Origin of the sequence: Isoptericola sp. b515, from assembly GCF_030588125.1 — a bacterium.
GTDB lineage: Bacteria > Actinomycetota > Actinomycetes > Actinomycetales > Cellulomonadaceae > Isoptericola > Isoptericola sediminis.
In genome coordinates this window covers 105,135-131,806 of record NZ_JAUQYR010000004.1, presented here as the reverse complement: position 1 = coordinate 131,806, position 26,672 = coordinate 105,135, and the positions used below count along the sequence as shown (strand labels likewise).

At 75.4% G+C, this 26,672-nt stretch carries 24 protein-coding genes; 5 read left to right on the top strand and 19 right to left on the bottom strand.

The features are described 5' to 3' along the window. Window positions 1-55: 55 nt before the first annotated feature. A complete protein-coding gene (locus Q6350_RS12610) occupies window positions 56-1,759 on the bottom strand; it encodes a hypothetical protein (RefSeq protein WP_305066352.1) in 1,704 nt (567 codons plus the stop codon). 172 nt (window positions 1,760-1,931) lie between these two features. Next, on the bottom strand, window positions 1,932-2,252 hold the full coding sequence (locus tag Q6350_RS12605; RefSeq protein ID WP_171245597.1) for an MTH1187 family thiamine-binding protein: 321 nt from the start codon (window positions 2,250-2,252) through the stop codon (window positions 1,932-1,934). Window positions 2,253-2,283: 31 nt separating this feature from the next. Between Q6350_RS12605 and cofD the strand changes: the two genes are divergently transcribed. Continuing rightward, complete coding sequence (gene cofD / locus Q6350_RS12600) at window positions 2,284-3,240, top strand: 2-phospho-L-lactate transferase (RefSeq protein ID WP_305066351.1); 957 nt, start codon at window positions 2,284-2,286, stop codon at window positions 3,238-3,240. A 38-nt stretch (window positions 3,241-3,278) separates the two neighbouring features. After that, entirely contained in the window at window positions 3,279-3,908 is a 630-nt protein-coding gene (cofC, locus tag Q6350_RS12595; protein ID WP_305066350.1) for a 2-phospho-L-lactate guanylyltransferase, read from the top strand. Here cofC and Q6350_RS12590 read toward each other — a convergent pair. After that, window positions 3,797-4,753: a DMT family transporter gene (locus Q6350_RS12590; RefSeq protein ID WP_370375395.1), complete on the bottom strand. Its 957-nt coding sequence runs from the start codon at window positions 4,751-4,753 to the stop codon at window positions 3,797-3,799. The two genes, cofC and Q6350_RS12590, sit on opposite strands and share 112 nt — an antisense overlap. Window positions 4,754-4,792: 39 nt before the next feature. On the opposite strand from Q6350_RS12590, the gene Q6350_RS12585 reads away from it, so the two are divergent. Further along, window positions 4,793-5,320 (top strand): MarR family winged helix-turn-helix transcriptional regulator, encoded by a 528-nt coding sequence (locus Q6350_RS12585; RefSeq protein WP_305066349.1) that lies wholly within the window; start codon window positions 4,793-4,795, stop codon window positions 5,318-5,320. Window positions 5,321-5,329: 9 nt separating this feature from the next. On the opposite strand, the gene Q6350_RS12580 is transcribed toward Q6350_RS12585, so the two are convergent. Genes Q6350_RS12580 through Q6350_RS12570 form a run of 3 tightly spaced genes read right to left on the bottom strand, consistent with a single transcriptional unit; the run spans window position 5,330 to window position 8,858 of the window. Beyond that, a complete protein-coding gene (locus Q6350_RS12580; RefSeq protein ID WP_305066348.1) occupies window positions 5,330-5,935 on the bottom strand; it encodes a nitroreductase family protein in 606 nt (201 codons plus the stop codon). A gap of 26 nt (window positions 5,936-5,961) precedes the next feature. After that, window positions 5,962-8,088, bottom strand: coding sequence for a YhgE/Pip domain-containing protein (locus Q6350_RS12575; RefSeq protein ID WP_305066347.1), 2,127 nt, complete (start codon window positions 8,086-8,088; stop codon window positions 5,962-5,964). Next, entirely contained in the window at window positions 8,085-8,858 is a 774-nt protein-coding gene (locus Q6350_RS12570) for a hypothetical protein (RefSeq protein WP_305066346.1), read from the bottom strand. Before Q6350_RS12570 ends, Q6350_RS12575 begins: the two co-directional genes overlap by 4 nt. A 60-nt stretch (window positions 8,859-8,918) precedes the next feature. Here Q6350_RS12570 and Q6350_RS12565 point away from each other — a divergent pair, with 60 nt between their 5' ends. Further along, window positions 8,919-9,536 (top strand): TetR/AcrR family transcriptional regulator, encoded by a 618-nt coding sequence (locus Q6350_RS12565; RefSeq protein WP_304604486.1) that lies wholly within the window; start codon window positions 8,919-8,921, stop codon window positions 9,534-9,536. Between the two features lie 15 nt (window positions 9,537-9,551). Here Q6350_RS12565 and Q6350_RS12560 read toward each other — a convergent pair whose 3' ends face one another. Further along, on the bottom strand, window positions 9,552-12,449 hold the full coding sequence (locus Q6350_RS12560) for an FAD-binding and (Fe-S)-binding domain-containing protein (protein WP_305066484.1): 2,898 nt from the start codon (window positions 12,447-12,449) through the stop codon (window positions 9,552-9,554). Window positions 12,450-12,748: 299 nt separating this feature from the next. Between Q6350_RS12560 and Q6350_RS12555 the strand changes: the two genes are divergently transcribed. Next, window positions 12,749-13,858 carry an NAD-dependent epimerase/dehydratase family protein gene (locus Q6350_RS12555; protein WP_305066344.1) on the top strand — a complete coding sequence of 370 codons (1,110 nt, stop codon included), beginning with the start codon at window positions 12,749-12,751 and terminating at the stop codon, window positions 13,856-13,858. 52 nt (window positions 13,859-13,910) lie between these two features. Here the strand turns inward: Q6350_RS12555 and Q6350_RS12550 are convergent, their stop codons facing one another. The 12 genes from Q6350_RS12550 to Q6350_RS12495 form a co-directional block, all read right to left on the bottom strand. After that, entirely contained in the window at window positions 13,911-14,354 is a 444-nt protein-coding gene (locus tag Q6350_RS12550) for an OsmC family peroxiredoxin (RefSeq protein ID WP_171245605.1), read from the bottom strand. A 56-nt stretch (window positions 14,355-14,410) separates the two neighbouring features. Further along, window positions 14,411-15,784, bottom strand: a complete 1,374-nt coding sequence (locus tag Q6350_RS12545) for a hypothetical protein (RefSeq protein WP_304604488.1) — start codon at window positions 15,782-15,784, stop codon at window positions 14,411-14,413. Between the two features lie 67 nt (window positions 15,785-15,851). Continuing rightward, window positions 15,852-16,409 carry an RNA polymerase sigma factor gene (locus Q6350_RS12540; RefSeq protein WP_171245607.1) on the bottom strand — a complete coding sequence of 186 codons (558 nt, stop codon included), beginning with the start codon at window positions 16,407-16,409 and terminating at the stop codon, window positions 15,852-15,854. A 152-nt stretch (window positions 16,410-16,561) separates the two neighbouring features. Continuing rightward, the gene (locus Q6350_RS12535; RefSeq protein ID WP_305066342.1) at window positions 16,562-18,400 is read right to left on the bottom strand and encodes a glycosyl hydrolase family 18 protein; all 1,839 of its coding nucleotides are present in this window, start codon (window positions 18,398-18,400) and stop codon (window positions 16,562-16,564) included. Between the two features lie 41 nt (window positions 18,401-18,441). Next, window positions 18,442-21,036: a glycosyl hydrolase family 18 protein gene (locus Q6350_RS12530; protein ID WP_305066341.1), complete on the bottom strand. Its 2,595-nt coding sequence runs from the start codon at window positions 21,034-21,036 to the stop codon at window positions 18,442-18,444. 183 nt (window positions 21,037-21,219) lie between these two features. Then, window positions 21,220-22,863: a helix-turn-helix transcriptional regulator gene (locus tag Q6350_RS12525; RefSeq protein WP_305066340.1), complete on the bottom strand. Its 1,644-nt coding sequence runs from the start codon at window positions 22,861-22,863 to the stop codon at window positions 21,220-21,222. A 94-nt stretch (window positions 22,864-22,957) separates the two neighbouring features. After that, on the bottom strand, window positions 22,958-23,383 hold the full coding sequence (dtd, locus tag Q6350_RS12520; protein ID WP_305066338.1) for a D-aminoacyl-tRNA deacylase: 426 nt from the start codon (window positions 23,381-23,383) through the stop codon (window positions 22,958-22,960). Further along, a complete protein-coding gene (locus tag Q6350_RS12515; RefSeq protein WP_305066337.1) occupies window positions 23,380-24,381 on the bottom strand; it encodes an asparaginase in 1,002 nt (333 codons plus the stop codon). The genes dtd and Q6350_RS12515 overlap by 4 nt, the downstream gene beginning before the upstream one ends. Further along, on the bottom strand, window positions 24,375-24,713 hold the full coding sequence (locus Q6350_RS12510) for a DUF2516 family protein (RefSeq protein ID WP_304604495.1): 339 nt from the start codon (window positions 24,711-24,713) through the stop codon (window positions 24,375-24,377). Before Q6350_RS12510 ends, Q6350_RS12515 begins: the two co-directional genes overlap by 7 nt. A 9-nt stretch (window positions 24,714-24,722) precedes the next feature. Beyond that, entirely contained in the window at window positions 24,723-25,145 is a 423-nt protein-coding gene (locus Q6350_RS12505) for a type II toxin-antitoxin system VapC family toxin (RefSeq protein WP_304604496.1), read from the bottom strand. Between the two features lie 16 nt (window positions 25,146-25,161). Further along, window positions 25,162-25,458 carry a type II toxin-antitoxin system Phd/YefM family antitoxin gene (locus Q6350_RS12500; protein ID WP_305066335.1) on the bottom strand — a complete coding sequence of 99 codons (297 nt, stop codon included), beginning with the start codon at window positions 25,456-25,458 and terminating at the stop codon, window positions 25,162-25,164. Window positions 25,459-25,530: 72 nt separating this feature from the next. Further along, a complete protein-coding gene (locus tag Q6350_RS12495) occupies window positions 25,531-26,667 on the bottom strand; it encodes an aromatic acid exporter family protein (protein WP_304604498.1) in 1,137 nt (378 codons plus the stop codon). Between the last annotated feature and the right edge of the window lie 5 nt (window positions 26,668-26,672).

Genomic DNA, 26,672 nt, shown 5'->3' with positions numbered 1-26,672 from the left:
GCGGTCGCGCAGCGCTGCGCGACCGCGATTTTCATACCCACAACGCAGGGCGGGGTCAGGCGAAGCGGCTCCGGTAGGCCTCGAGCAGGGTGACCCCGTCCGGCACGACGCGCCAGACGTTCCAGCCATCGTCCGTCGGCGCCCCGCAGGCCGCCGACGCCGCGTGGTCCGGGTGCTGGTACCGCGACCCGTCGGGCAGCTCGATGACGCCGTCCGTGTGGAGCAACGCCTCGAAGTGCTGCTGGCGACGCGGCCGCGACCACTCGAGGTACGTGGGGCGCCCGAACATCTTCGCCAGCGCCACGAGGTCCTCGTCCACCTCGTCCTCGTCGGCGGCCGCCTCGTACATCCGCCGCTCGGGCGGCGGCGTGTACGACGGCGCCTCCAGCGGGGGGACCTGCAGACGCGGCAGGTCGTCCGAGGCGTCCGTCCAACCACCCGGGGTGGACGGCTTCCAGTCCCGCTCGGACGTCTCCGACCACGGGGTCCACGAGTCGAGGGGGTCCGTGTTCCGGGAGCCTGCGCCGGGGACGGGCAGGTCGAGCGCCGACGGCGTGTCCGGGCTCGCCGCGGACGTCGTGCGACGTGCCAGTCCGGCCAGGTCGAGGTCGTCGGCGGAGGCCGGGCGGCGGCGCGGTGCGGGGTCCGACGTGGTGCCACTCTCGCGGAAGCGGTCGCTGCGGGACCGGCGCCGCGGGACCTGCGGCCCGTCCCCGGACGGCGGGGGCGGGACCGGCGCGTGCCCGGTCGCGGGCGCGGGCGGGACCGGCGCGTGCCCCGTCGACGGCGGGGGCGGGACCGGCCCGTGGCCGGTCGCGGGCGCGGGCACCGGCGTCGGTGGCGACTGCTTCGACGTCGGCACCTGCGGCACCGACAGGCTGCTCGGGCCCGGGACACCGCCCGCGGCCTCCGCACGTCGCGCCGCACGGCCCCGGCGCAGGGGCGGCTGCTCGGCGGTGTCGCCGACGGCGTCACGTGGGTGCGGAGCGGGGACCGGCGCACCGGTCTCGCCGTCCCCACCGGCGGGGACGGCGACGGCGGGGCTCTTGCCCGTCAGGGCGAGGCCGACCTTGACCCCCTCGACGAACGACTCCGGCTCCGCCTCGGTCCGGGACCCCGACGCAGCGGACGCCGCGTTCTCGCCACCCGGGCGGCCGGGACCCGACAGCCGGGGCGACGTCGAGTCGGACGCCGGGTGGATGACCAGCGGCGAGACGTCGACGAACCGGCGGCCGTCCTGCCCGTGCATGACGCCCATCTTGAGGACCTCGACGGGCATCGTGGGCTGCCGCAGGAAGTCGACGGCGTTGAGGATGTCCTCGCCGGCCTCCTGGCAGATGACGATGAGGCGCGCGCTGGAGCGGCCGGGCTGCGACCGGGTGATCGGGACCGAGTCGTAGAAGGTGGCGATGTCGCGCTGGAAGGCGCTGTGGCCGCCGTGGTACCGCGAGGCGAGCTCGCCACGGGTGAGCCGGCCGGCCCATCCCGCGTGGTCCAGGGCCCGGGTCAGCGCAGCCTTGTCGAGGTTCGCCACGAGCTCGACGACGACGGGCGACCCGGTGGCGTCCAGGGCCAGCAGGTGCGGCTCGTCGGGACCGCTCCCCTGGGCGACGGGGAAGATCTGCTCGCCGAGCAGCCCGTCGATGTGGGAGTCCACGACCCGGTGCGCCGTCGTCCGGAGCCCGGGTTCGACCGACCCCGCGGTCTGCCCGGACTGGACGAGGAGCGGCCTGCTGGCGTCGACCTCGAACAGTGGCATCGCGCTGACTCCCCCGGCTCCGCACGCGGCCCGTGTGGCCGCGATCCGCCATAGCCTACGGCGGGCCCTCAGGGGTCGTACAACACCCCAGGTGAGTGACGACTCTCACCACACAGAACCGGCACATCCCCGGGATCCGGCACGGGGGACGCGCCGGACTTCTCGTGCCGTGTCAGGCGTGTCCGGTCGCGGACTCGTCCTCGGCGAGTGCCTCCTCGACGCGGGCCACCTTGCCCTCCAGCTGGCCGGTGCGGCCGGGGCGGATGTCGGCCTTGAGCACGAGGGACACGCGGTGGCCGCCGTTGCCGACGGCCTCGGTGGCGCGCTGGATGACCGGCATGACCTCGTCCCACTCCCCCTCGATCTCGGTGAACATCGAGGTGGTGCGGTTGGGCAGGCCGGACTCCCGCACGATGCGGACGGCCTCGGCGACGGAGTCGGTGACCGACTCGCCGGCACCGAGCGGGGCGACGGAGAACGCGAAGACAGCCATGGGGCCATCATGACGCCTTTAGGCTCGGGGCGTGAGTACTTCGGTGACCCTCCTGGCCGGCGGCGTCGGCGGCGCACGCCTCGCGCACGGTTTCGCCCGCGCCCTGCCCGACGGCGGAGCCCCCGGCGCGCACGGCGGTCTGACCTGCGTGGTCAACGTCGGTGACGACACGGAGCGGCACGGGCTGCACGTCTCGCCGGACCTCGACACGGTGATGTACACGCTGGCCGGGCTCAACGACGAGGAGCGCGGCTGGGGGCTGACGGGCGAGTCCTACGCGGTGCTCGACCAGCTCGGCCGCCTCGGCGAGGACACCTGGTTCACCCTGGGCGACAAGGACCTCGCCACGCACGTGGTGCGCACCGCCCGGCTGCGCGCCGGGGAACCGCTCAGCGCGGTCACCGCGGCGCTCACGCGCTCGCTCGGCGTCGACGCCCGCCTGCTGCCCGTCACCGACGACGCCGTGCGCACGCGGATCACGACCCCGGACGGCGAGCTGGAGTTCCAGGAGTACTTCGTGCGGCGGCAGCACGCGGACGCCGTGCTCGACCTGGACTTCGCCGGGATCGACGCCGCCCGCCCGGGCCCCGGCGTCCTGGACGCGATCACCGGCGGCGACCTGCTCGTGGTGGCGCCGTCGAACCCGTTCCTGTCGGTGGAGCCGGTGCTGGGCGTGCCCGGGGTGCGCGACGCGCTCCGGGCGGGCGGACCGCGCCGGGTGGCCGTGAGCCCGATCGTCGGCGGCCGCGCGCTGAAGGGCCCCGCCGCCCAGGTGCTGGAGTCCCTCGGGCACGACGTCTCGGCGCTCGGCGTGGCCCGGCTCTACACGGGGCTGGTCGACGTCATGGTGATCGACGCCGCCGACGAGGCGCTGGCCGCCCCGATCGCCGACCTCGGGTTCGAGGTCCTGGTGACCGACACCGTCATGGGCGGTCCCGAGGGCCGCGAGCGCCTGGCCCGCGAGCTGCTGGAGCTCGCCGGCTCGTGACCGTGCCGGAGGCGACGGCACGGCCGCAGCCCGTCGGGGTGACCGCCGTCGTACCGCTGCGGGACGGGGTCAGCGGCAAGTCCCGGCTGTCCACGTCGCTGGACCCGGCGGCCCGGCGTCGGCTCGTCGTCGCGCTCGCGCGGCACGTCCTGGGCGTGCTGGCGGCGAGCGACCACGTGGACCGGGTCGTGGTGGTCACCGCGGACGCCGGGTTCGCCCGCGAGGTCCTGTCCGGCGTCCCGGGGCCGGCAGTCGAGGTGCTCGCCGAGCCGGCCGGTCGGCCGGGGCTGAACGCCGCCCTGGAGCACGCGCGCGACGAGCTGTCCGCGACCGCGCCGGCGGGGCCGGACGCGGGCCGGATGCTGGTCGTCCACGCGGACCTTCCGCTGCTGGGCGATGCGGACGTCGACGCCGTCGTGTCGGCGCACGCCGACGTCGTCGTCGCGACCGACCGGCACGGCACCGGGACGAACCTGCTCGGCGTCCCGGTCGGTGCCGACCTCCGTTTCCGGTTCGGCGCCCGTTCGCGGGCCGCGCACGAGGCCGAGGCGACCCGTCACGGGCTGCACTGCGCCGTCGTGCTGCGCGCCGGGACCGCCGCGGACCTGGACACGATCGACGACGTCGTCGAGCTGCCGGCGCCGGTGCGCACCCGCCTCGGCGTCTGACGGGCGCTGCGGGCCGCCAGCAGGACCCCGCCGAGCACGAGCATCGTGCCGGCTGCCCGGCGCGGGCCGAAGGACTCGTCGGCGAGCAGCGTCCCGAGCAGGACCCCGGTGACGGGGTTGAGCAGCCCGACGACGCCGACCGCACCCGCCGGCAGGTGCCGCAGACCGGTGAACCAGGCGACGAACGCCACGGCGGTGGCCACGAGGGAGACGTACGCGAACCCGGCGACGGCGCTCGCGTCCAGCACCGGCGGCGCCCCGTCCACGGCGGCGGCAACGGGCAGGAGCAGCAGCCCGCCGGCCGTGAGCTGCCAGGCGGTGACGGCCGTCATCGGCTCGGCGGGCGCCCAGCGCTTGGTGAGCACGTACCCCGTCGAGGACAGCAGCATCGCGGTCGCGGACGCGGCGACGCCCCACGGGTCGACGGCGGCCCCGCCCTCCACGACCAGCACCACGACGCCGACGAGACCGGCGGACGCCCCGGCGAGGCCCCGCCAGGCCGGGCGCTCGCCGAGCAGCGGCCACGCGAGCAGCATGAGCGTGATCGCGGACGTCGCCATGACGGTGGAGGCCACGCTCGAGGGCAGCCGGGTCGAGGCGACGTAGACGAGGACGAAGAACGCGCCGACGTTGAGGACGCCCAGCACCGCCGAGCGCCACCACCACGCACCCCGCGGCAGCCGGCGCGCCAGGACGAGCAGCAGGAGACCCGCCGGCAGGGCCCGCAGCGCGGCGCCCCAGAGGGGGTCGTCGGCCGGTAGGAACTCGCGCGTCACGTAGTAGGTCGAGCCCCAGGCCACCGGCGCCACGGCCGTGAGGAGCATCCATCGCCAAGTAGTTTCCACGGAAGCAATAATGTCTTCCAGGGAAGATATTATTCCCCCATGGCCGCGCCCCCGACCACGGACAGCACCTCCGGCACCCCCGACCGCGTCGCGCGGATCCAGGCCGAGTGGCGGCGCGAGCGGCCCGACCTCGACGTCTCGCCGCAGGGCGTCGTCGGGCGCCTGCGCCGCCTGGCCGGCTACCTCACCGACGAGCTGCACACCGTCTACGCCCGGCACGGGCTCGGCGAGGGCGAGTTCGACGTGCTCGCCACCCTCCGCCGCGCCGGAGCCCCCTACGAACGCGCCCCGGGTGAGCTGGCGGAGCACACGATGGTCACCACCGGCGCGATGACCAAGCGGATCGACCGGCTGGTCGCCGCCGGCCTGGTGGAACGTCGTGCCGCCCCGGGGGGCGACGGGCGCCGGCGCCTCGTCGCCCTGACCCCGGCGGGCGTCGAACGGATCGACGCGGCGTTCACCGACCACATGGCGAACGAGCGTCGCCTGGTCAACCAGCTCTCGGCGGAGGACCAGAGGGCGCTCGAAGGCGTCCTGACCCGGTGGCTCCGGGCGTACGAGACCTGAGCCGAGCGCTCACCACACCCCGCGGTGCACCACCTCGTCCAGCGGCTTGCGCCGCCGCCGCGACGGCGAACCCTTCGCACCCCCGGTCTCGGGATGCCCGACGGCGACCACCCCGGTGGGCGCCCACTCCGCCGGGACGCCGAACGCCTCGCGGAACCGGTCGAGGCTCCCGGCGTCGATCCCGAAGAAGCAGGCGCCGAGCCCCTCGTCGACGGCGGTCTGGAGCATGAGCAGCGAGGCCATCCCGGCGTCCACGTGCCAGTACGGCACCGGCCAGCGCGCCTCGTCGCGGTCGGTCCAGCCCTTGTCCGCCTCGGCGTAGCGGCCCACGTAGGCGGCCTTCGAGGCCAGCGCCACGACCAGCACCGGGGCGGTGCGCATCCCGGCCAGCCACCTCGACATGTCGCGCGCCGAGTCCGCCGGGGTGGTAGCGCGCCAGAACCGTTCGCGCTCGGTGTCGGTGGTCAGGACCAGGAACGACCAGCCCTGGGTGAACCCGGCGCTCGGGGCGCGCACGGCGTGGGCGAGCAGCCGGTCCACCACCGCCGGGTCCACCGGGTCCGGGCCGAACCGCCGGACCATGCGCCGCCGTCGGACCACGTCACGGAACTCCATGCGCCCAGCCTGCCAGGACGTGCCGGTCAGAGCACCAGCTCGGGCTGCAGCGCCGTCACCGTCCACACGCGTCGGCGTCGGGCCGCGAGCGCGGTGGCCCCGATCGCCCCGAGGAACACTCCCGCCAGGACGACGGCGCAGCGTCCGGCGGCGTCGAGGCTCCCCCCGTAGAGCAGCTGGCGCAGACCCTCCACCGCGTAGGTCATGGGCATGAACCGGTGCAGGGACCGCAGCGGCTCGGGGATGGTCTGCCACGGGAACGTCCCGCCCGCCGTCACGAGCTGGACCAGCATGAGGACCAGGCCGAGGAACTGGCCCGCCGCCCCGAGCCAGGCGTTGAGGGCCTGCAGGATCGCGACGAACGTCCCGGAGACCAGCACCAGGAACAGGGCAGTGAGCAGCCCGTGGGCCGGGTCGATGTCGAGCGCGAACTTCGTGACGGTGAACATCAGCCCGACCTGTACGACGCCGATCGCCGCGGGGACGGCCCACCCGCCCAGCGCCGTGGCCAGGCCCGAGCGGCCGGCGGCCAGCGCGCGCGTCGACAGCGGACGCACCAGCAGGAACAGGACGTAGGCGCCGATCCAGGCGGCCAACGACAGGAAGAACGGGGCGAGCCCGCCCCCGTAGGTCCCGGCCGAGGAGAGCGACTCGTCGCGCACCCGGACCGGGTTGCCGATCGTGTCGGCCGTGTCGGTCCGCGTCTCGTCGTCCAGGTCCGGGACCTGGCCCAGCCCCTGGGCGAGCCCGTCGCGGAGCTCGTCGGCACCCTCGGCGAGGTCGGCGGAACCGTCCGCGAGGCGGTCGGTGCCGTCGGCGAGGTCGGCCGACCCGGAGGCGACCCGCGCGGTCCCGTCGGCCAGCCGCCCGACCCCGTCGGCGAGCGCCGGGGTGGACGCGGCGAGCCGGGAGGTGCCGTCGGCGAGCCGGTCGGCGCCGTCCGCCGCCGAGGAGATGCCGTCGGCCAGGGCGGGTGTGGCGTCCGCCAGGGAGTCGGCGCCGTCGGCGACCTGCTGCGCGCCCTCGGCCAGGGAGTCGAGCCGTGCCGACGCGTCGTCCACCTGTGCGACGGAGTCGCTGACCTGGGCGCGCTGCTCGTCCACGACCGGGGTGACCTGGTCCCGGACGTCCGCGGCGAGGGCGTCGGCCTGGGCCCGGGTGAGGGTGCCGTCGGCCACGAGACCGTCCAGGCGGTCGGCGAGCGCGGTGTCCACACCGTCCCGGACGGCATCGAGGGCCGGCAGCACGTCGTGCGCGGCGTCGGAGGCCTGGCGCCCGTACCGCGCGACCTCGGCGTCGCCGTCGGCCACCTCCTGCGCGCCGTCCGCCAGCCGACGCGTGTCCGCGGGCAACGACGCGGTGGCGTCGCGCAGGTCGTCGAGACCGCTCGACAGGTTCCCGGCACCGTCGTCGAGCCGGTCGACGGCGTCGACGAGCGGCCCGACCTTCTCGTCCAGGGTGGCGGCGCCGTCGGCCGTGCGGCGCGCCCCGGCGGCGAGGTCGTGCGCGCCGTCCGCCGCGTCGTCGGCCCCGTCGCGGAGCCGGCGGGACCCGTCGAGGAGCTGCCCGGCGCCGTCCACGGCGTCGGCGAGGTTGGTGTGGATGGAGGCGAACCCGCGCAGGAACTGGTCGGCGGCCTCGGTGCCGACCTGCTCGGCGATCGAGTCGCGCACCTGCCCGACGATCTGGTCGGCGATGGTGCCGGCGAGGTAGTTGTTGGCGTCGTTCGTCAGGAGCGTGAGGCTGGCCTGCTCGGGGTCGAACTCCCCGGCGGAGACGAGGTCCGCGGAGAAGGTCGGACCGATGATCAGCGCGGCGTCGAACCGCCCGGACCGCACACCGACCTCGGCGTCCTGCTGGGTGGTCTCGACCCACCCGAACCCGCCGTCGTCCTCGAGCTCGTCGGCGACGTCGGCACCGAAGGTCCGCTCGGTCTCCTCCCCCGTGACGGAGTCGGTGGTGGTCGTCCCCTCGTCCTGGACGACGAGCGCGGCCGGGACCTCGTCGAGGTTCTCGTACGGGTCGTGGTTGGCGTACAGGTACAGCCCCGCGTACAGCGTGGGGACCAGCGCCATCGCGAGGACGGCCAGCCGCGGCATGGTGCCGGTGGCCAGCCGACGCAGCTCGGACACGGCCAGGCGGACGGCGGTCATCGGGCGGCCTCCTCGGCCTCGGCGGGCTCGGTGTCCTGGCGGGTCCCGGGGTCACCCTCGGGCTCGACCTCGGGGTCCGGACCGGAGGGACGGAGCACCTCGCGCCGCACCACGCGAGGCGGGGCGTGGAGCGTGTCGCCCACGGCGGCCGGCAGGTCGACGCCGAGGTCGCGGGCGGACGACCGCGTGCACTGCACGAGCACGCCCGTGCCGCCGGCGGCCAGCGAGCGGGCCAGGTCCCACCAGTCGGCAGGATCGCCGCCGTGCCGGTCCGGCAGGGTGAGGACGACGAACCGCACCTCCGGGTCCTCCACGGCGAGGCCGGCGAGGACGGCGGTCCGCACCGCGCCCGGCAGCTGGTCCACGCGGCGCCCGCGGTCCGGCGTCAGCCCGTGGGCGTCGAGCCAGCGCGCGACGTCCCGGGGCCAGGACCGGCGACCGGCGAGGGCCAGGCCCTCGGCGACCACGTCGGCGAGCGTGAGGGCGTCGTCCGGGTCGTTGAGCCCCAGCACGTCGACGACGGCACTGATCCGGCGGAGCCTCGCCGGCGTGACCTCGGCGCCGTCGAGGCGCACCGTCCCGGCGGACGGCACGAACCGGCCGGTCGCGACCAGCGCCAGCGCCGTGTGGCCGTGACCGGGCTCCGCAGCGGCGAGCAGCGCCTCGCCGGTCGCCCACGAGAAGCCCACCGACGTCAGCATCGGCTCGCGCCGTCCGTCGGCACGCACGCCGTCCACGGTGATCCGCATCGCCGCCTCCTTGTTGACCATTGGTCAACAACGCTAGCGCCGCTGTTGACCAGCGGTCAACAAGACGGGTACAACAGTGCTATGACCTCCCGCACACGCCAGGATCCCGCCGACCGTCGGCGACAGCTCCTCGACGTCGCCTGCGAGGCCGCCGAGGCCGGCGGGCTGGAGACCCTGACCCCGGCCGCCGTGGCCGCGCAGGCCGGGGCCTCGAAGGGCCTGGTGTTCCACTACTTCGGCACGACGGCGCAGCTGCGGCGCGCCGTCGCCCTCGAGGCGATCGAGCGGCTCGCCGCCGACCTCGCACCCGACGACGGGCCGCTGGTCGAGCGCCCGGCCCGGGCGCTGTCGGCGTTCCTGGGGTCCGTCACCGCCCGCCGCCGGGTGTGGGAGGACATCTGGCGCGGAGTGCTCGCCGGGGACCCGGTCACGGAGGACGCCCTGCGCGCCATCCGCGCCGACCTCGTGGGACGGCTGACGACGCTGGCGGACATCGGCGTCACCGCCGACGCGCGCCTCGACCTGCTCGCCCGGGGCTGGGTCGCGCTGGCGGAGACCATGACGGCGGCGTGGCTCGGCGAGGGGTCCACGAGCCGCGAGGACCTCAGCGACCTGCTGCTGTCCAGCCTGTCCGTGCTCGTCCCGGAGCTGCCGGAGCCGGCCCGCTCGGCCGTCGCCGAGGTCTCCGGCGCCCCGTAGCCCCGACCGTCGCGCTCAGAGTCGTGCGGCGAGCACCTCGACCAGCGCCTTGCCCTCGACGCCCTCGAGCTGGACGGCCTGGGTGCGGCAGGAGAACCCGTCGGCGATGAACTCCTCGCCCTCCTCCTGCGCCCGCAGGGCCGGCAGCAGGGCGTTCTCCGCCACGGCCACCGACACGTCGTAGTGGCCCTTCTGCATGCCGAAGTTGCCCGCCAGGCCGCAGCAGCCCGCCAGCTCGGTGACGGTGGCGCCGGCCTGCGCGAGCAGGGCGCGGTCGGCGGCGAACCCCATGACGGAGTGCTGGTGGCAGTGCGGCTGCACGACGGCGGTGACGTCGCTGAGGTCCGGCAGCTCCCACCCGGAGTCCTCGGCGGGGGCCGTGGCCGGGTCGGTGAGCAGCTCCGCCAGGGTCCGTGTCGCCCCCGCGACCGCGTGGGCCCGCGGGTCGTCGGGGAACAGGTCCAGCAGGTCCGAGCGCAGCACGGCCGTGCAGGACGGCTCGAGGCCGAGGATGGGGTAGCCGTTGACCGCGTACGGGCCGAGGGTCTTCAGCAGCCCGTCGAGCCGCCGTCGCGCACCGTCGAGCTGCCCGGTGGAGATCCAGGTCAACCCGCAGCACGCCGCCGAGGTCGGGACGACGACCTCGTATCCCGCGGCCTCCAGGACCCGCACGGCGGCCTGCGGCACCGACGGGGACATCGAGTCGCTGAACGAGTCCGTCCACAGCACGACCTTCGGGCGGTCGGACTCGACGAGCCTGCCGGGCTCCTGCCGGTGGGGCAGGCCGGGGACGCCCCGGGTCGCGTACCCGAGCCGCCACCAGCGGCGGAACGACATCTCGGCGAACTCGGGCACCTGACGCCGGGTGTCCATCCCACCGGCCCACAGGACCGGCCGGCGGATCCAGTCGACCGACAGCAGCCGGTTGATCGTGCGCGGGGCGATGCCCGCCAGCCGCGCCCAGCGGGGCAGCCACCCCAGGGCGTAGTGGTCCACGGGACGCGGCCGGCCCTTGTAGGTGCGGTGCAGCACCTCGGACTTGTACTGCGCCATGTCGACGCCGGCGGGGCAGTCGGAGGAGCAGGCCTTGCAGCTCAGGCACAGGTCGAGCGACTCGCGGACCTCCGGTGCGGTGAGCCCGCCCACGAGCGACCCGTTGACCGCCTCCTGGAGCACCCGGGCGCGCCCCCGGGTGACGTCCTTCTCGTCCCGCGTCGCCTGGTAGCTGGGGCACATGAACCCGCCCGAGGCCTCGTTGTCCGCGCGGCACTTGCCCACCCCGACGCAGCGGTGCACCGCCGCGGTCAGGTCGTCGTGGTCGTGGGTGAAGCTGAAGCCGGCGTGGCCGGTCTTCCTCGAGATCCCACGCAGCGTGCCCGAGCCGAGCAGCCCGTGCCGGCCGACCGGGCCCGTGGAGGGCACCGGCGACGCGGCCGGGCGACGCAGGTCGGCGTCCACGGCGGCGGGCCGGACCACCACGCCGGGGTTGAGCACGTCGCGCGGGTCGAACAACGCCTTGACCTGCTCCATCAGGGCGACGGCCTCGGGCGAGTAGATGAGGGGCAGGAGCTCGGACCGCGCCCGGCCGTCCCCGTGCTCGCCGGACAGCGACCCGCCGTACCGGGCGACGAGCTGCGCGGCCTCGGTCATGAACGTGCGCAGCACCGAGCCGGAGGCCTCCAGCGGGATGTCGATGCGCAGGTGCAGGCACCCGTCGCCGAAGTGGCCGTACGGCAGCCCGTCGACCCCGTAGCGCGCCATGAGCGCGTCGAGGTCGCGCAGGTAGGCACCGAGGTTCTCCGGCGGCACGGCCGAGTCCTCCCAGCCGGGCCAGGCCTGCTCGCCGGCGGGCGTCCGCCCGGCCAGTCCCGCGCCGTCGGCCCGGATCTGCCACATGCGGGTCGCCTCGGGGCCGGCCGGGTAGACGGCCGCGCCGACGGCGGACGAGGCGCCCACGATCATCTCGGCGAGCTCGCGCACCTCGTTCTCGCTGCCCCCGCCGACCTCGATCATCAGCCAGCCGGCACCCTCGGGCAGCTCAGGCACCGCGCCGGCCCCCTTCGCGCGCCGCACGACGTCGACGAGCCGGGCGTCCAGCCCCTCGATCGCGAGCGGGTCGTGCTCGAGCAGCACGGGGACGTCGTCGGCGGCCGAGGGCATGTCGGGGTAGCCGAGCACCACCAGGGTCGGCGCGTTCGGCACGGGCACCAGGTCGAGGGTCGCGCCGAGGACCGTCACCAGCGTGCCCTCGGTCCCGACGAGGAACTTCGCCAGGTCCGAGCCGTTCTCGGGCAGCAGGTGCTCCAGGGAGTACCCCGAGACCTGCCGGCCGAACCGTCCGAACTCGGTACGGATCAGCGCCAGGTTCTCGCGGACGAGCTCGGCCAGCCCCGGCACGGCCGCGAAGCCGGCGTCGCCCCGGCCCGCGGTGAACCGGCGGCCGTGCCCGTCGACCACGTCGAGCGCGACGACGTTGTCGGCGGTGCGGCCGTAGGCCACGGCGTGCGGGCCGCACGCGTTGTTGCCGATCATGCCGCCGAGGGTGGCGCGGTTCTGCGTCGACGGGTCGGGACCGAACCGCAGCCCGTGCGGCCGCGCCGCGTGCTGCAGCGAGGACATGATGACGCCCGGTTCGACGTCGGCGGTCCGCGCCGTGGGGTCGACCGCGTGGATCGTGTCCAGGTGCTGGGACAGGTCGAGGACGACACCGGGCCCGACGGAGTTGCCGGCCACCGAGGTCCCGGCTCCCCGCGCCGTGACCGGCACCTCGAGCTCGCGCAGCACGTCCAGCGCCGCCACCACCTCGTCGGTGCTCCGGGGGAAGACGACGAGATCGGGCACCACGCGGTAGTTGGAGGCGTCCGTGGAGTACTCGGCACGCCGACGGGTGGAGCTGTCCACCGTCCCGTCCATGACGGTGCGCAGGGCCGCGGCGACGGCCTCGCGGGCCTCGGCGGCGGCCGCCTGGGCCTCGCGTTCCGCCTCTCGCCGCGCCGCGCGGTCGGCCTCCCGTCGTGCCTCCGCCGCGGCGTCGCCGTGCGCGGCGGAGCGCGCCGACGAGGTCGTTCCGTCCGGGCCGGTCGCTGAGGTCGTCTGAGCGGACACGTGGCGATTGTGCCACCGCCGTCGGGGATGGTGGCGAATCGTCCACACCCGCGCGTTCCTGGGCCGTCCCCCGCGCGCCCGGCCCCGCACGCGGATAGCGTCGGTGCATGCGCGTCGTCGTCATCGGAGCCAGCGGAAACGTCGGGACCGCGATCCTGCGGGCCCTCGCCGCCGAGCCGGTGGTGACCCAGATCGTCGGGGTCGCCCGCCGGATCCCCCGCACGGACGGGTCCAGCACCGTCGGTCCGCCGCACGACGCCGCGGAGTGGGTGAGCGTCGACCTGACCGACGACGCCACCGTCGCCGAACGGCTCGACGCGGCCGTCGTCGGGGCGGACGCGGTCGTCCACCTGGCCTGGGCGATCCAGCCGGCCCGCGAGCCGGACACCCTGCACCGCCTCAACGTCGACGGCACCCGTGCGGTCACCGCCGCGGTGGTCCGCAACCGGGTCCCGCACCTGCTGTTCATGTCGGCCTCCGGGGTCTACTCCCCCGGCCCGGCCGAGGGGTCCGCGATCGACGAGGACTGGCCCCGCGACGGCGTGCCCGGGTCCTCCTACGCGCTGCAGAAGGCCGAGGTCGAGCACCACCTCGACGCCCTCGAGGAGTCCGAGCCGTGGCTGACCGTGACCCGGATGCGCGCGGCGATCATGCTGCAGCGTGAGGCCGGTGCCGAGATCGGGCGCTACTTCCTCGGGCCGCTCGGGCAGCTCGGCCTCAGGGTCGCGACCGGCCCGCTGGGCCAGGCGCTCGGCGGGGCGGTGCGGGGCTGGCAGGGTCTGCCCGAACCCGACGAGCCGCCGCTGCTGCCGCTCATGCCGTTCCCGGCGGGTCTGCGCCTGCAGGTGCTGCACCCGGACGACACGGCCGCTGCCGTGCGCGCCGCCGTCGTCGGCCGCCACGGCGGCGCCTTCAACCTGGCGCCCGACGGCGCGCTGACCGGTCAGGACATGGCCGACCTGCTGGCGGCCGGGCAGCTCGTCGAGCTGCCGGTCGGCCTGCTGCGCGGGGGCCTGGACGTCGCCTCCCGCGCCCGCCTCGTGCCGATCGACGCCGGATGGCTCGACATGGCGGCCGCGAACATCGTCATGGACGCCTCGCGCGCCCGCGAGGTGCTGCGCTGGCAGCCGGCCCGGCCGCAGGGCGAGGTGCTGCTCGAGGTCCTGCACGGGGTGCTGGACCGCGCGAGCGCCGACACCCCGCCCCTGCAGCGCTGAGCGCCCGCCCCGCGGCGGCGGGACGGGCGCTCAGGACGTGACGCGGGTCGGCTCAGTGCTCGTAGACGACCTCGAGCACGATCTCGTCGACGGTGCCCAGGGCCTTGGAGACCGGGCAACCGATCTTCGCGGCCTCGGCCGCCTGACGGAACGACGCCTCGTCGAGACCGGCGGCGAAACCCTTCACGGTCAGCACGCTGGAGGTGATCCGGTGACCGCCGTTCGGGTCGTCGTCGAGGGTCACGTCCGCGGTGACCTCGACCTGGTCGGGCGTGCCGCCGAGCGCGGCGAGCTCGGCCGACAGGGCCATCGCGAAGCAGGACGAGTGGGCGGCGGCGATGAACTCCTCGGGGCTCGCCACGCCGTCGGCCGACTCCGCGGCACGCCGCGGGAACGAGACGTCGAAGGTCCCGGTACCGGAGCTGGCGAGCTCGACCTTGCCCGAGCCGTCGGTGAGGGTGCCGCTCCAGGCGGTGCGTGCGGTACGGGTGGGCATGGCGCCTCCTTCGCGCTGTACATCAGGACCCGACCGACAGTACCCCGGGAAACGGCTCAGCGAGAGGTGGTGTCGAGCGCCTCCTCCGCGACGGCCACCACCGACCAGGTGCTGCCGTCGGCGTCGGTGAGCTCGTAGGCGGGCAGCAGCAGGACGCCCTGGTCGGCGGTGAACTCCTGGGCGAGCCCGAGCCGTGCCCCGGTGATCGTCACGTCACGCACGGGCCAGGACAGGTCGCTGCCCGACGACGGCGGCGCCGGCGGGACGGTCGGTTCGCTCAGGTCGGGCTCCACCGCGTCGGGAGCGGGCAGCTGCCGGGTGCTCGGCTCCAGCCCGGAGACGGTGTCGTCGGCGTACGCGATCGGCCAGGTCTGCTGCCCGAACCGCGGGTCGCCGAGCCGCTCGACCGCCTCGGCCGGGCTGACGACGGGGTAGTCGCCCAGCGAGACCGTCTCGGCGAGGAACCCGTCCGCCCAGGCGACACCGTCCTCGGTGACCGTCACGCTCCACGTGGCACCCGTGCGCCGGCCCTCGACCACTTGGTACGCGACGGCACGACGACCCACGCCGGACGCCTCGGCCACCTCGACCTCGTACTCGGCCGGGTCGGCGCCGACCGCGGTCATCAGCTCCCGGAGCCCGTCGGCGGCGTCCTCGGCGGGGACCGTCTCCCCGTCGGGGACGGGGCAGGGAGCCGGCTCGATCGCTCCCTGCGACTCCGTCGACTCCTCCGGCAGGACCTCGACCTCCTCGCACCGCCAGGGGTCCAGGGTGGGGTCCGTGTAGCTGAAGTACGCGATGCCGTCCGCGGCGAGCCACAGGCTCGGACCGCTGCCGTCCCGGGGGCCGACTGCCCAGGAGCCGAACTCCCACCGCGGCTCGCCGGCGACGTCGAGGGCCGCGGCCAGGTCGGCCGCACCGGACTCCGTCGCGACGTCGGCGGCGTCGTACGCGAGCGCCGCCGCCGTGCCCGGCTCGGTGGACAACCCCTCCTGGGAGAACGTGACGCGGCCGCCGAAGCCGGGCGCCGGCATCACGGACGTCCCGACCGCCGGGTCCGTCGCGGCCTGACCGCCGAGCGCGCGCTCCTCCGTCACCACGCCGCCCTCGCCGCCGGCCCCGCCGTCCAGGGAGATCGGGGGCAGCGCGCCGTCGGCGACGGTCGGGCCCGCTCCCCCGCCCTCGGCGACGCCGACGGCGTACCCGCCGCCGGTCAGTGCCACCGCACCCGCCACGCCGGCGGCGACGAGCCACCCGGACCGACGCCGGGCGCGTGCGACCGCGAGCTCGTCGGCGCTGCCGTGCGCCGGTCCGCCCTGCTCCTCGCGCAGCGCGTCCGTCTTCGCGCGCAGCACCCCGTGCCGCGTCTCGACCCCGGCGGCCGGGTCGGCCGCGGTGAGCCGGTCGAAGGCCTCGTCTCGCTGGTCCATCACGACCTCCTGACGCTTCGGTGACGGTGCCGGTGCGCGGTCCTGTCCGCACACCCGGTCTGTGTCGTCACGGTCGGTTCGCTTGCTCGACGTCGTCCGCGGACCCGGCCGAGCCCTCGGCCTCCAGCCAGGCCGCGCGCAGCCTGGACCGGGCGCGGGACAGCGCCGCGTCCGCCCCGCCGCGCGAGACGTCGAGCACCTCGGCGAGCTCGTCCCCGCTCAACCCGTCCCAGGCCACCAGCAGCAGGATGCGCCGGTCGCGGGGGCTCAGCCGCCCGAGGACGTCGCGCACCGCGTCGTCGGTCACCGCGAGCGCCGCCGGGTCGACGTCGTCGGGCTGCTCGGGGACCGCCGCGACCGGCATCGCCCGGTGCTTGCGCCGATGGTTGGCCAGCACGTAGCCGGCCGTGCGGTAGAGCCACGGCAGCTCGGCGCCGCCGGGGACGTCCTCGCGACGTCGCCACGCGGTGGCGAGCACCTCCGCCGCGAGGTCCTCGGCCTCGTCGCGGCGGCCGTCGCCGGCGGGCAGACGCCGCACGAGGTAGCGGTGCACGGCACCCGCGTGCGCGGCGAAGAGCCTGTCGAACCATGCGGCGTCGTGCTCGGTCGCCTCGTCGGCGGTCACGGGGCCTCCTGCGGTCGTCGTCGGGTCCGCGCCGGCCGAGCGGGGTGCTCGGGCGCCGGTCTACCCGGTGTGTGTCCCGAGCAGGGCCAGCCTTGCACGACGGCGGCCCCCGACCTGGTCAGGTCGGGGGCCGCCGCGCTGCCGGAGGACGGTCAGCAGGAGGCCGGGCCCTCCCACACCTGGGTCGCGCCGGGCTCCTCGCCGGTGGTCCACCACTTCGCGGTCCACTCGGCGCCGTCGTGGCTCACGACGTCACCCCCGACGTACACGGCGCCGGGCTCCCAGGCCGTGGCGGTGCAGTCCCCGGGAGCGGTCGTCGGTGCCGGCGACGGCTCCCCGCCGTCGCAGGCACCGATCTCTGCCCAGACGTCGGCGGTGCCGGGCTCCTCGCCCTGCGTCCACCACTTCGCCTCCCACTCGCTGCCGGCGTGGGCGACGACGTCGCCGCCGGTGTACACCGCACCCGTCTCCCAGGCGGTGGCCGCGCACTCCCCGGGCTCCGGGGTCGGGTCCGGGCTCGGCGACGTGGTCGGGTCCGGCGTGGGCTCCTCGGTGGGCTCGGGGTCCGGCTGGTCCGGCACGTCGACCGGCCCGGCGGCACCCGTGTAGAGCCCGGCGGCCAGGGCGTCGACGAGCTCGCCCTCCTCGTCGCCGGACAGGTCCCACCACATGCCGCCGCCGAGACCCTGCTCACGGACGTAGCCGACCTTCTGGGTCACGCTCTGCGGGGTGTCGAGGGACCACCACTGGTTCCCGTCGTACCGCCAGGCGGCGCCGATCTCGGCGTCGTAGTACTCGGTGCCGAGGGTCTTCAGCACGTCGTAGTCCTCGTTGCCGGCCTCCCAGGTGCCGGGTGCCGCGCCGGTGGCCGGGCCCCAAGCGTCCGCGGACGTGGCACCCTGCCAGCCGCGGCCGTACATCGCCAGGCCGAGGCCGAGCTGGGCGGGGTCGATGCCGGCGCCGGTGTACTCCTGCACCGCCTGGTGCACGGAGAACTGCCGGCTCGGCTCGCGCGGGTCGGCGGGGTCGTCGTACAGGTTGCCCTGGTGGCCGGTCAGCGAGGCGTCCCAGGCGCCGTGCAGGTCGTAGCCCTGGACGTTGCCGTAGTCCAGGGAGTCGAAGATCCGCGGGTCGTTCCACCCGCCGGCGGCGATGTCGGCGGGGTTGGCCGGCAGGAAGGCCGACAGCAGGTAGTCCTCGCCGGTCTCGGCGCCGTAGGCGTCGAGCTGGGCGCGGAACTCGGCGAGCAGCAGCCGGAAGTTCTCGGCGTCGTTCTCGACGTCGACGTGGTTGCCCTCGAGACCGTTGGTGGAGCCGGGCCACTCCCAGTCGATGTCGATGCCGTCGAACACCCCGGCGGCGGCCCCCTGCCCGCCCCTGCCGTCGATGACGGGCAGGTCGCCCCGGATGTACAGGTCGAGGCAGGAGGACACGAAGTTCTGCCGGGACTCCGGTGTCGCGGCCGCCTTCGAGAAGTTCTTCGACCAGGTCCAGCCGCCCAGCGAGATCATCACCTTGAGCTGGGGGTGCTTCTCCTTGAGCTGCTTGAGCTGGTTGAACGACCCGGCCAGCGGCTGGTCCCAGGCGTCGGCCTCGCCGGAGACGCTCTCGGCCGCGGAGTAGCTCTTGCCGTAGTCGGCGTAGGCGTCCCCGGCGCCGTCGGAGCCGTTCGGACCGGTGCCCTGGGCCTTGTTCGCCTCGAAGCACTCGAGGGTCTCGTGGTGGATGTTGCCGAACGCGTAGTTGATGTGGGTGAGCTCGGCCGCGACGCCGGACGTGTCGAGATCCTTGACGTGGAAGTCGCGTCCGTAGACGCCCCACTGCGTGAAGTACCCGACGTTGCGGTACCCGTTGATGGCGCTGTCGCCGGAGGAGGTCTCGGCGGCCGTCGCGCTCGTGGCGGCGACGGCGCCGACGGCTCCCGTCACCGCGACGGCGAGGCCGGTCAGGGCGGCCGCGACGCGGCGCACCCCTGGTCGTGATCCGGTCATGGTGCTGTCCTTCCTGTGGGTGGTCGGTGCGTCGTGCACGGTCAGCAGGTGCCCTCGTCGGTCCAGGCGTCGGCGCTCGCCGTGGGTTCGGCCCGGGTCCACCACTTCGCGGTCCAGGCGTGGCCCGCGTGGGTGACGGCGTCCCCGCCGGTGTAGGTGCCGCCGGTCTGCCAGGCGGGGGCCTCGCAGGCGGTGCCGTCCGCCGCGCCGCCGCCGTCGTCGCCGCCCCCGGAGCCGCCCGAGCCGGCGGGCAGGTCGACGACGGTGACACCCCGCGGCTGGTCGTAGGTGGTGGCGTAGTCGGTCCCGTCGACGGTGACGACCACGTTGGAGAGCTGCGCGATCGGCAGGGTCCAGGTCAGGTTGTTGGTGATCGACCCGCCGGCGGGGATCCCCCCGGCCGGCACCGTGAACTCCGCGTCGTGGAAGTCCCCGGTCAGCCCGCCGACGTTGTCTCCGGTGTGCCCCTGGCGCGTCGTGGTCGTGCCGAACCCGGACCAGTCGCTCATCTCGCCGAGGTCGCTCGTGCCGTACTGGAACGAGATCGTGGCGCCGGCCGGGACGTCCGTGGCCCCGTGGTTGGTGAGGACGACCTTCGGGGCGATCGGGTAGTTGTTGTCCCCCAGGGCGAACTCGGTGTAGTCGATGCTCAGGTCGAGCGCCCGGTCCGGCATCGGCCGGTCGGCGTTCGCCTTCGTCGCGCCGTACGGGGCGACGCCGGACAGCTTCGCGTGCATCAGGTCGACCAGCGTCGAGCCGATCCCGTACTGCCCGGCCGCCTCGTCGTAGGCGTAGTCGCCGGCGAGCTCCCAGATCATCATGCCGCCGAGCCCGGAGTCGACGACGTGGTCGGCCTTCTCACCGATCGCCCAGGTGGTGTCGCCCGAGAGGTAGGTCCGCGTGGTCTCGTTCCACCACCACTCGTTCTTGGTCACCTCGTCGACGTGCCGGGTGTGGGTGCCCTCGATCGTGGTCGGCACGCCGTAGGAGGCGGCGTAGTCGCCGACGACGCCGTCCTCGAGGTTCAGTGCGTGCCAGATCGGGTTCACGCCGGCCGGGATCGCGTTCCCCTGCGGGTCGGTGTCGTACCAGAGGTTGTCGATACCGTCCGCGCCGTACCCGCAGGAGCCGTTGGTCCCCGCCGGGCAGTCGAAGCCCGCCGGTGCCGGGGCGGTGCCGCCGTCGCCGTAGGTGCCGCCCTGCACGTCCTGGAACCCGCGGGTGTAGAAGCCCACGCCCAGGTTGATGCGGCCGGACTGCATCGCGCCGCGGAAGTAGTGCGCGGCCCAGTCGCCGTTGAGGTAGCCGATGCCGTCGTAGGCGGTGTAGACGCCGCCGGCGGCCAGCTCGGGGTCGTCGCCGCCGTCGAACAGCGGCGAGTTGCCGCCCACGTACTCGTTCCACGCCCCGTGCAGGTCGTAGGACATCAGGTTGACGTAGTCGAGGTACTGGACGACCTGGTGGGCCTCCATGCCGCGCAGCAGCCAGCCGGAGGACGGCGAGGCGGTGGTGAGCAGGTAGTACTCGCCGTCCTCCGCACCGGCGACGTCGAGCTTCTCGCGCACGGTGCGCATCAGGTCGACGTAGCCGGAGAACAGCTCGCCGCGACGCGCGTCGGAGAACGCGAAGTCGTCGGGGTTGCCGGCGTTCGTGTTCGACGTCGGGTACTCGTAGTCGATGTCGATGCCGTCGAACCCGTAGGTGCGGATGAAGTCGACGACGGAGTCGGCGAAGGTGTCGATGCCCTCCTGCGTCTCGGTCATCGTGTAGAAGCCGCCCGAGGCGACCCGGTTGCCGTCACCGTCGAAGTAGCCGCCGGTCTCGGCCCAGCCGCCGACGGCGGGGATCACCTTGACGCCCGGGTTGGCGGCCTTGTACTGCGCGAGCTGGTTGAAGTGCCCCGTGTACGGCAGCGCCGGGTCCATCTCCTGGCCGGGCCAGGTGGCGTCCGTGGCCGGGTTGCCGGGCACGTCCTCGTTGACCGACACCCTGTTGTCCGGGCCGACGTGGGCGAACGCGTAGTTGACGTGCGAGACCTTGCCCCAGGGGATGTCGCTCGCGAAGTAGCTCGGCTGGTCGTTCCCGCCCGTGCGCCAGCTCGTGAAGTAGCCGATGACACGGCGGTCGAGCCCGTTGGGCAGGATCTCGCGGCCGTCGGTGTCGTAGACGTCGCAGTAGGGGGTGTCGACGCCCGCGGTCGGCTTCATGCCGTCGGGGCGGCAGACGTCGTCCGGGTTGGTCGAGATCGGCTCGCCCGGGTCCGCGGTCGGTTCCCCGGTCGGCTCGGGGCTCGGCTCCGCGGTCGGTGTCGGCTCCGGGCCGGGCTCGTCGGTCGGCTCCGGGGTCGGCTCGGGGCCGGGCCCGGTGGCGCCGCAGGCGCCGTCGCTCGTCCAGGGGCCCCACTCAGCGGACCCGGGCTCCTCGCCCTGGGTCCACCAGCCGGCCGTCCAGTTCTCCCCCGCGAACGAGGCGACGTCACCCGCGGTGTAGACGGACTCGGCCGTCCACGACGGCTCGCACGCGACGGCGGCGGTCGCCGCTCCGGTGCTCGTGGCCGCCGCGAGGGTCGTCGCCAGCAGGACGACGGCGGCACCGGCGGCGCCGAGCCGGCGCGGTGCCGGGTGGGTTGCTCGCATGAGAGGTCTCCCTCGTGTCGTCGGGGACGCCACCGCCGGCACCGGCCGGAGGACCCGCCGGGCGGTTCGTCGATGAACGCGTCCCTAAAAAGTAAGGGAACCTACCTTTCGACGGATCAGGGATCCCCACAGACTTGCCCGCCGCGACCGCCGCCCGGGCTACGGGTGATCCCGTACGGGTCGTCAGGCGTCGGGGCGCAGCGCCCGGACCAACAGCTCGGACCGCGAGGAGACGTCGAGCTTGCGGAACACCCGCCCGAGGTGGACCTCGACCGTCCGCACCGAGACGGAGAGCTCGACGGCCACCTGCCGGTTGGTCAGGCCGCGTGCGACGGCCTCGACCACCTCGAGCTCCCGTGCGGTGAGCGTCGTCGACCACGCCGGCGGAAGCCCGGTCCTCCGAGCCGCGTCCGGCGCCCCCGGGCCGGAGGCTCGTGCCGCGGCCGCCGCGAGCAGCGACCCCGACGGCGGTACGACGCCCGGCAGCAGCGCGGCGACCGTCCCCGCCGCCGCGCGCCGGACCGGTCCGATCCGGCGCCACACCTCGACAGGCGGCCCGGCACCCGGGGCCCGCTCGCGGGCGAGACGACCGGCCAGCTCGGCGGCCAGCCCTCCGACCACGTGCGCGGACGGCAGACGAGCCGCGGCGTCCGCCAGCACGTCCACGGCGGCGCGGGCGTCGCCGGTGCACACCAGCACGAGGGACTGGACGACGCGCAGGTGCGCCTCGACCAACGGCGTCAGCGCCCCGGAGGCCACGGGCCAGGGCCCCGGCCGCGGGACCGTCGGCACGGCTCCCACGACCGTCCGGGCGAGGGCGGCGTCGGCCCCGACCGGGTCGTCGTCCAGGAGCCGCAGGGCGTCGACGACCGCAGCCATCGCCGTCCGGTCCGACGTCGTGGGCGCGAGGACGACGAGGGGGTCGACGAGCCGGGCCAGCGCGGCCGCGGGACGGTCGCGGCCGCCGTGGCGGGGCGCCGTCGGGCCGGCCCCCACCGGGGCACCCCGTCGCAGGGTGGCCACGGCGTGGACGAGCCGTGCGGCCTGCCGGGCGACCCCGGCGTCCGGGCCCCCGGCCGCGTCGCGCAGCCACCGGTCGGCGTCGTCGAGGCACCCGCTCCACAGGGCGCAGCGGCCGGACAGCAGGGCGGCGGCCGCCCGCCGGGGCCCCACGGCGTGCGAGACGGCCTCGCGGGCGACGCGGTGGGCGGCCGAGGCGTCGCCCCGCTGCAGCAGCAGGTCCGCCAGCTCCAGCAGTCCGTCGGCGAGCAGCTCGTCGCCGGACGGCGTGCTCACCGCCGTGTGCCACAGGGCGGCGGCCGTCTCACCGACCCGACGGGCGGCACCGGCGAGCGCGGCGTGGAGCGCGACCCGCTCGGACAGATCGGCGGCCGCGTGCAGCGCTGCGCGCACCCCGGGGTCCACCAGGGCGGCCGACCCGTCGCGCACGGTCAGCCGGTCGGCGACCACCGGCCGGGCCAGCACGGCGGCGTCGGCACCGGCGGCGTCCAGCACGACCTCGGCGCGCCCGGACACCGCCAGGGCCGCGCAGAGCAGCACCCGGCGTTCCTCCGGGTCGAGCGCCGCCACCGGGACGCGGGCCCGTAGCGCGGGCACGGCCGGCAGCGGGTCGGGAAGAGCCGATCCGCCGGCGACCTGCGCCGGACGCAGAGCGGCCACGAGCTGCTCGACGGCCTCGGGGTCACCGGCGGCCGCCCGCGCGAGCCACGCCCCCACCCAGGGCGCCACGACGACGCCCCCGGTGCCGGTGCGCCGGGCCGCCGGCGCTGCCGGTGCTGCCGGTGCTGCCGGGTCCAGGGACGTCATCGTCAACCTCCCGGTGATCCGCACGATCGGTGCAGGTCACGAGTTTGTCAGGTTTCCGGATGATATCCCGGGTCACCGGTTGCCGCTCCGGTTGTCAGGTCTCCAGCAGCATCGTGACCGGCCCGTCGTTGACGAGGTCGACGGCCATGTCGGCACCGAACGCCCCGGTCGCGACCTCGAGACCGCGCCCGCGCAGGTCCGCCACGACGGCGTCGACGAGCGGCTCGGCGACGGGACCGGGTGCCGCCGCCTGCCAGGTGGGCCGCCGTCCCTTGCGGGCGTCCCCGTAGAGCGTGAACTGGCTGACCACCAGCACCGGGGCACCCTCGTCCGCGGCGGAGCGCTCGCCCCGCAGGATCCGCAGGTCCGCGATCTTGCGGGCGATCGTCGCGACGTCGGCGGGCCCGTCGTCGTGGGTCACGCCCACGAGCGCCACCAGGCCCGGCCGGTCGATCGTGCCGACGACCTCGCCGTCCACGGTCACGCTGGCCCGGGTCACCCGCTGGACGACGGCCCTCACGAGGCCACCTCCGCCCGGACGGCCACGGTGGAGCGGACCTCGCCGACCGGTGCGCCGCCCCCGAGCACGGGCGTGGCGCCGAGCGCGTCCAGCGCCGCCTCGTCGGCGCCGGGCACGTCGAGGGCCCCGGCGGCGCGCAGGGCGGCGGCCAGCACCGCCGGCCGCGGCCGGGAGGCCCCGTCGAGCACCTTGAACGCCAGCGCCGCCCCACCCGGCAGAGCGGCGGCGTACACCCCGTCGGCACCGTCCTTGGCGAGGAGGCCGGGCACCGCACGCATCGCGCGCGTCGCGTCGCGACCGTCGCCGCCGACCAGCTCCGGGAAGGCGGTCATGGCCGCGACCACCCGCCGCTCGGGACTCCCGGCCGGCGCCTGGACCAGGCGCGAGAAGGACCGCGCGAGACCGGCCGGCGTGGTGGAGAACAGGGGTGCCCCGCACCCGTCGACCGTGACGCGCCGGGCGGCGTCCGGGCCGGCGAGCTCGACCACCGCGGCCCGTACCGCCTGCTGGAGAGGGTGGTCCACGGCCAGGTACCCCTCGAGGGGCCAGCCGGCGACCCGGCAGGTGGCCAGCATCGCGGCGTGCTTGCCGGAGCAGTTCTGCGTGAGGCGGTCGGGCCCGTGCCCGGCCCCCTGCCACGCCACCGCGGCCTGCGGGTCGTACGGCAGGTCGGGGGTGTTCGCCAGCGACTCCTCGGTCAGCCCCGCCCCGGCCAGGATCTGCCGGGCCACCCCGACGTGCCGGGGGGTCCCGTCGTGGCTGGCGGCGGCGAGCGCGAGCTGGTCGGCCGGGAGCTCCAGCCCGGCGCGCAGCATGGCCACGGCCTGGACGGGCTTGAGGGAGGAGCGCGGCCAGATCTCGACGTCCGGGTCCCCGGCCGCGAGCACCACCGTGCCGTCCGGGTCCAGCACGACCAGGTGACCCAGGTGCACGGATTCCACCAGGCCGCCCCGGACGACCTCCGCCAGCGGGACGGCTCCCTGCGCGACGCTCACCATCCGTTCGACCCCTGCGACCGGCCCTTGCCCCGTCCGGTGCCGTACGGCTTGAGCCGCGGGCGGACGTCGACGAGGTAGATGATGGCGGCGACCACCGCGACGATGCTGAGGAACCCGAGGGAGCTGATCGCCCCGCCCGAGGTGGGCAGCGCGAGGAAGCCGAGCGCCGTGGCGACACCCAGGATGACCAGCCAGATCGGCTTGGACAGCTTGCCCTCGGCGGTGAACCCGTGGGCCGGACGTCGCACGGCGTCGACGAGGGCGAACACCTCGATGACGAAGATGACGATCGCCAGGATGACGAAGACGTAGAACTGCAGGCTCGCGATCACGGGCCCAGGCTACGGCAGCACCCGCAGTCCGTGGCTCCGCGCGGCGGTCGCCACCCGCTCGTCCCAGGCCGCGAGGATCCCGCCGTCGCGCATGACGGCGATCGCTCCGGCCACGTGCACCGCGTCGGCGCCCCGCAGCGGGTCCGTCCCCGCGGCCAGCGCGGCGGCCTGGTCGGCGAGCTCCGCGGTGACCTCCACCCGGTGCAGGGCCGGCCACAGCTCCTCCCACCGGGCGACGGCCCGGTCGTGCTCCGCGGCGTCCAGGACGCCGGCCCGCAGCCCCGCCGCCAGCGCCGCTCGCAGCTCGACGTCCGCGAGCCGCGAGGTCACCACGAGGTCGGCGCGGTTCCACAGGGCGCTGGCGAGCTCGGACCCCGGCTCCGGGACGCAGAGCTTCACCAGGGCGCTGGCGTCGAAGTAGACGAGAGCCATCGCTGTCCCGCCCCGGTCAGCGCCGGATGCGGCGCACGAGACCGGACAGGGCGGAGCCGGACGTCGAGCGGTGCGTGCCGTGGCCGGGGCCGGTCGGCTCCGGGGCCGACGGCACCTCGTGCACGGGCCGCGACCCGTCGGCCGGGGAGACCAGGCCGTCGCGCACCAGCTGGGCGACGAGGTCGGCGCTCTGGACGCCGGTGAGGCGGGCGACCGGGACCCCGCGCTCGGTGATGACGACCTCCTCGCCCGCGCGGGCCCGCTCGATCCACGACTTGAGCTCGGCACGCAGCGTGCTCACCGGGACGTCCATGGTCGACGACGCTACCGCAGTCGGTCCGTCGCAGGTAGGCCCCGTGGCGGGTTCGCGGCCCGAGAGACCAGGTCAGAGCTCCGGCAGCGCGGCGCGGGCGTCCCCGGCCCCCAGGCCGGCGGCCTCCAGGGTGTCCACCACGGGCGCGCGCAGCAGCACCACGAGCGAGGCGACGCCCAGGTCGTCACCCCCCACCTCGCGCGGGTCGGCCTCCGCGGCGACCTCGAGCAGCAGCGCCCGCGCCCCCTCGAGCGACGAGCCGTCCTCGAGCGCCGTCGACAGCAGCCGCACCCCGCCGGCGAAGCGGTCCACGAGGTCGGCGGCGGCGGCCACGTCCGGCCAGGTGCCGTCCGGGGCGACGACGGTGGGGGCACGCCGGGCGAGCACCCGCACGCTGCGCATCGCGCGGTCGAGCAGCACCGCCTGCTCGGCCAGACGGCTGAACTCCGCCCAGTGCCCCCGGTTGACGCTCACCTGCGCGATGTCGGCAGACTTGCGTGCCGCGTCGCGCCAGTCCGCCAGCACGGGTTCGCTGGCCCGGCCGCGCACCAGCGCGGCGGCCAGCTCGTCCGCGTCGTGGTTCCGCAGCCCCCGCGCGACCGACTCGAGTGTCTCGGCCAGCTCGGAGGTGCCCCCGGCCGCCTGGGCCCGCAGCCGGCGGCGCGGGTCCCCCGGGGTCAGCACGGTCACCACCAGGGCCACCAGACCGCCGATGGCGGCGTCGGTCCAGCGGCCGAACGCGCCGTCGACGACCATCGCGAAGGGCAGCCCGACGACCACGATGGCCTGCACACCCGCCTGCGTGACCAGCAGGGGGCCGCGGTCGAGGAACCGCGCCAGCAGCGCGGAGACCAGCAGCACGACCGTGAGCTGCCACCACCCGGAGCCGATGACCTCCACGACGAGCTCGCCCATGCCGACCCCGACGGCCACGCCGGCGGCGACCTCGGCCACCCGGCGCAGCTCCCGGTCGAAGGAGAACCCGAGGCACACCCAGGCGGCCACCGCCGCGAAGAAGGGCTGGGCGTGCCCCAGCAGGGTGTGCGCGATCCCGTAGGCGGCACCGGCGGCGAGGGAGGCCTGCACGATCGGCCAGAAGCTGCTGCGGACACGGGCCCAGCCCTGGCGCAGCCGGATCCGACGGACCAGGGACCGCACGGCCGTGTTGGCGGCGTCACGCGCCCGGCGCGGGTCCGGCCCGGTCCTCACCGTTC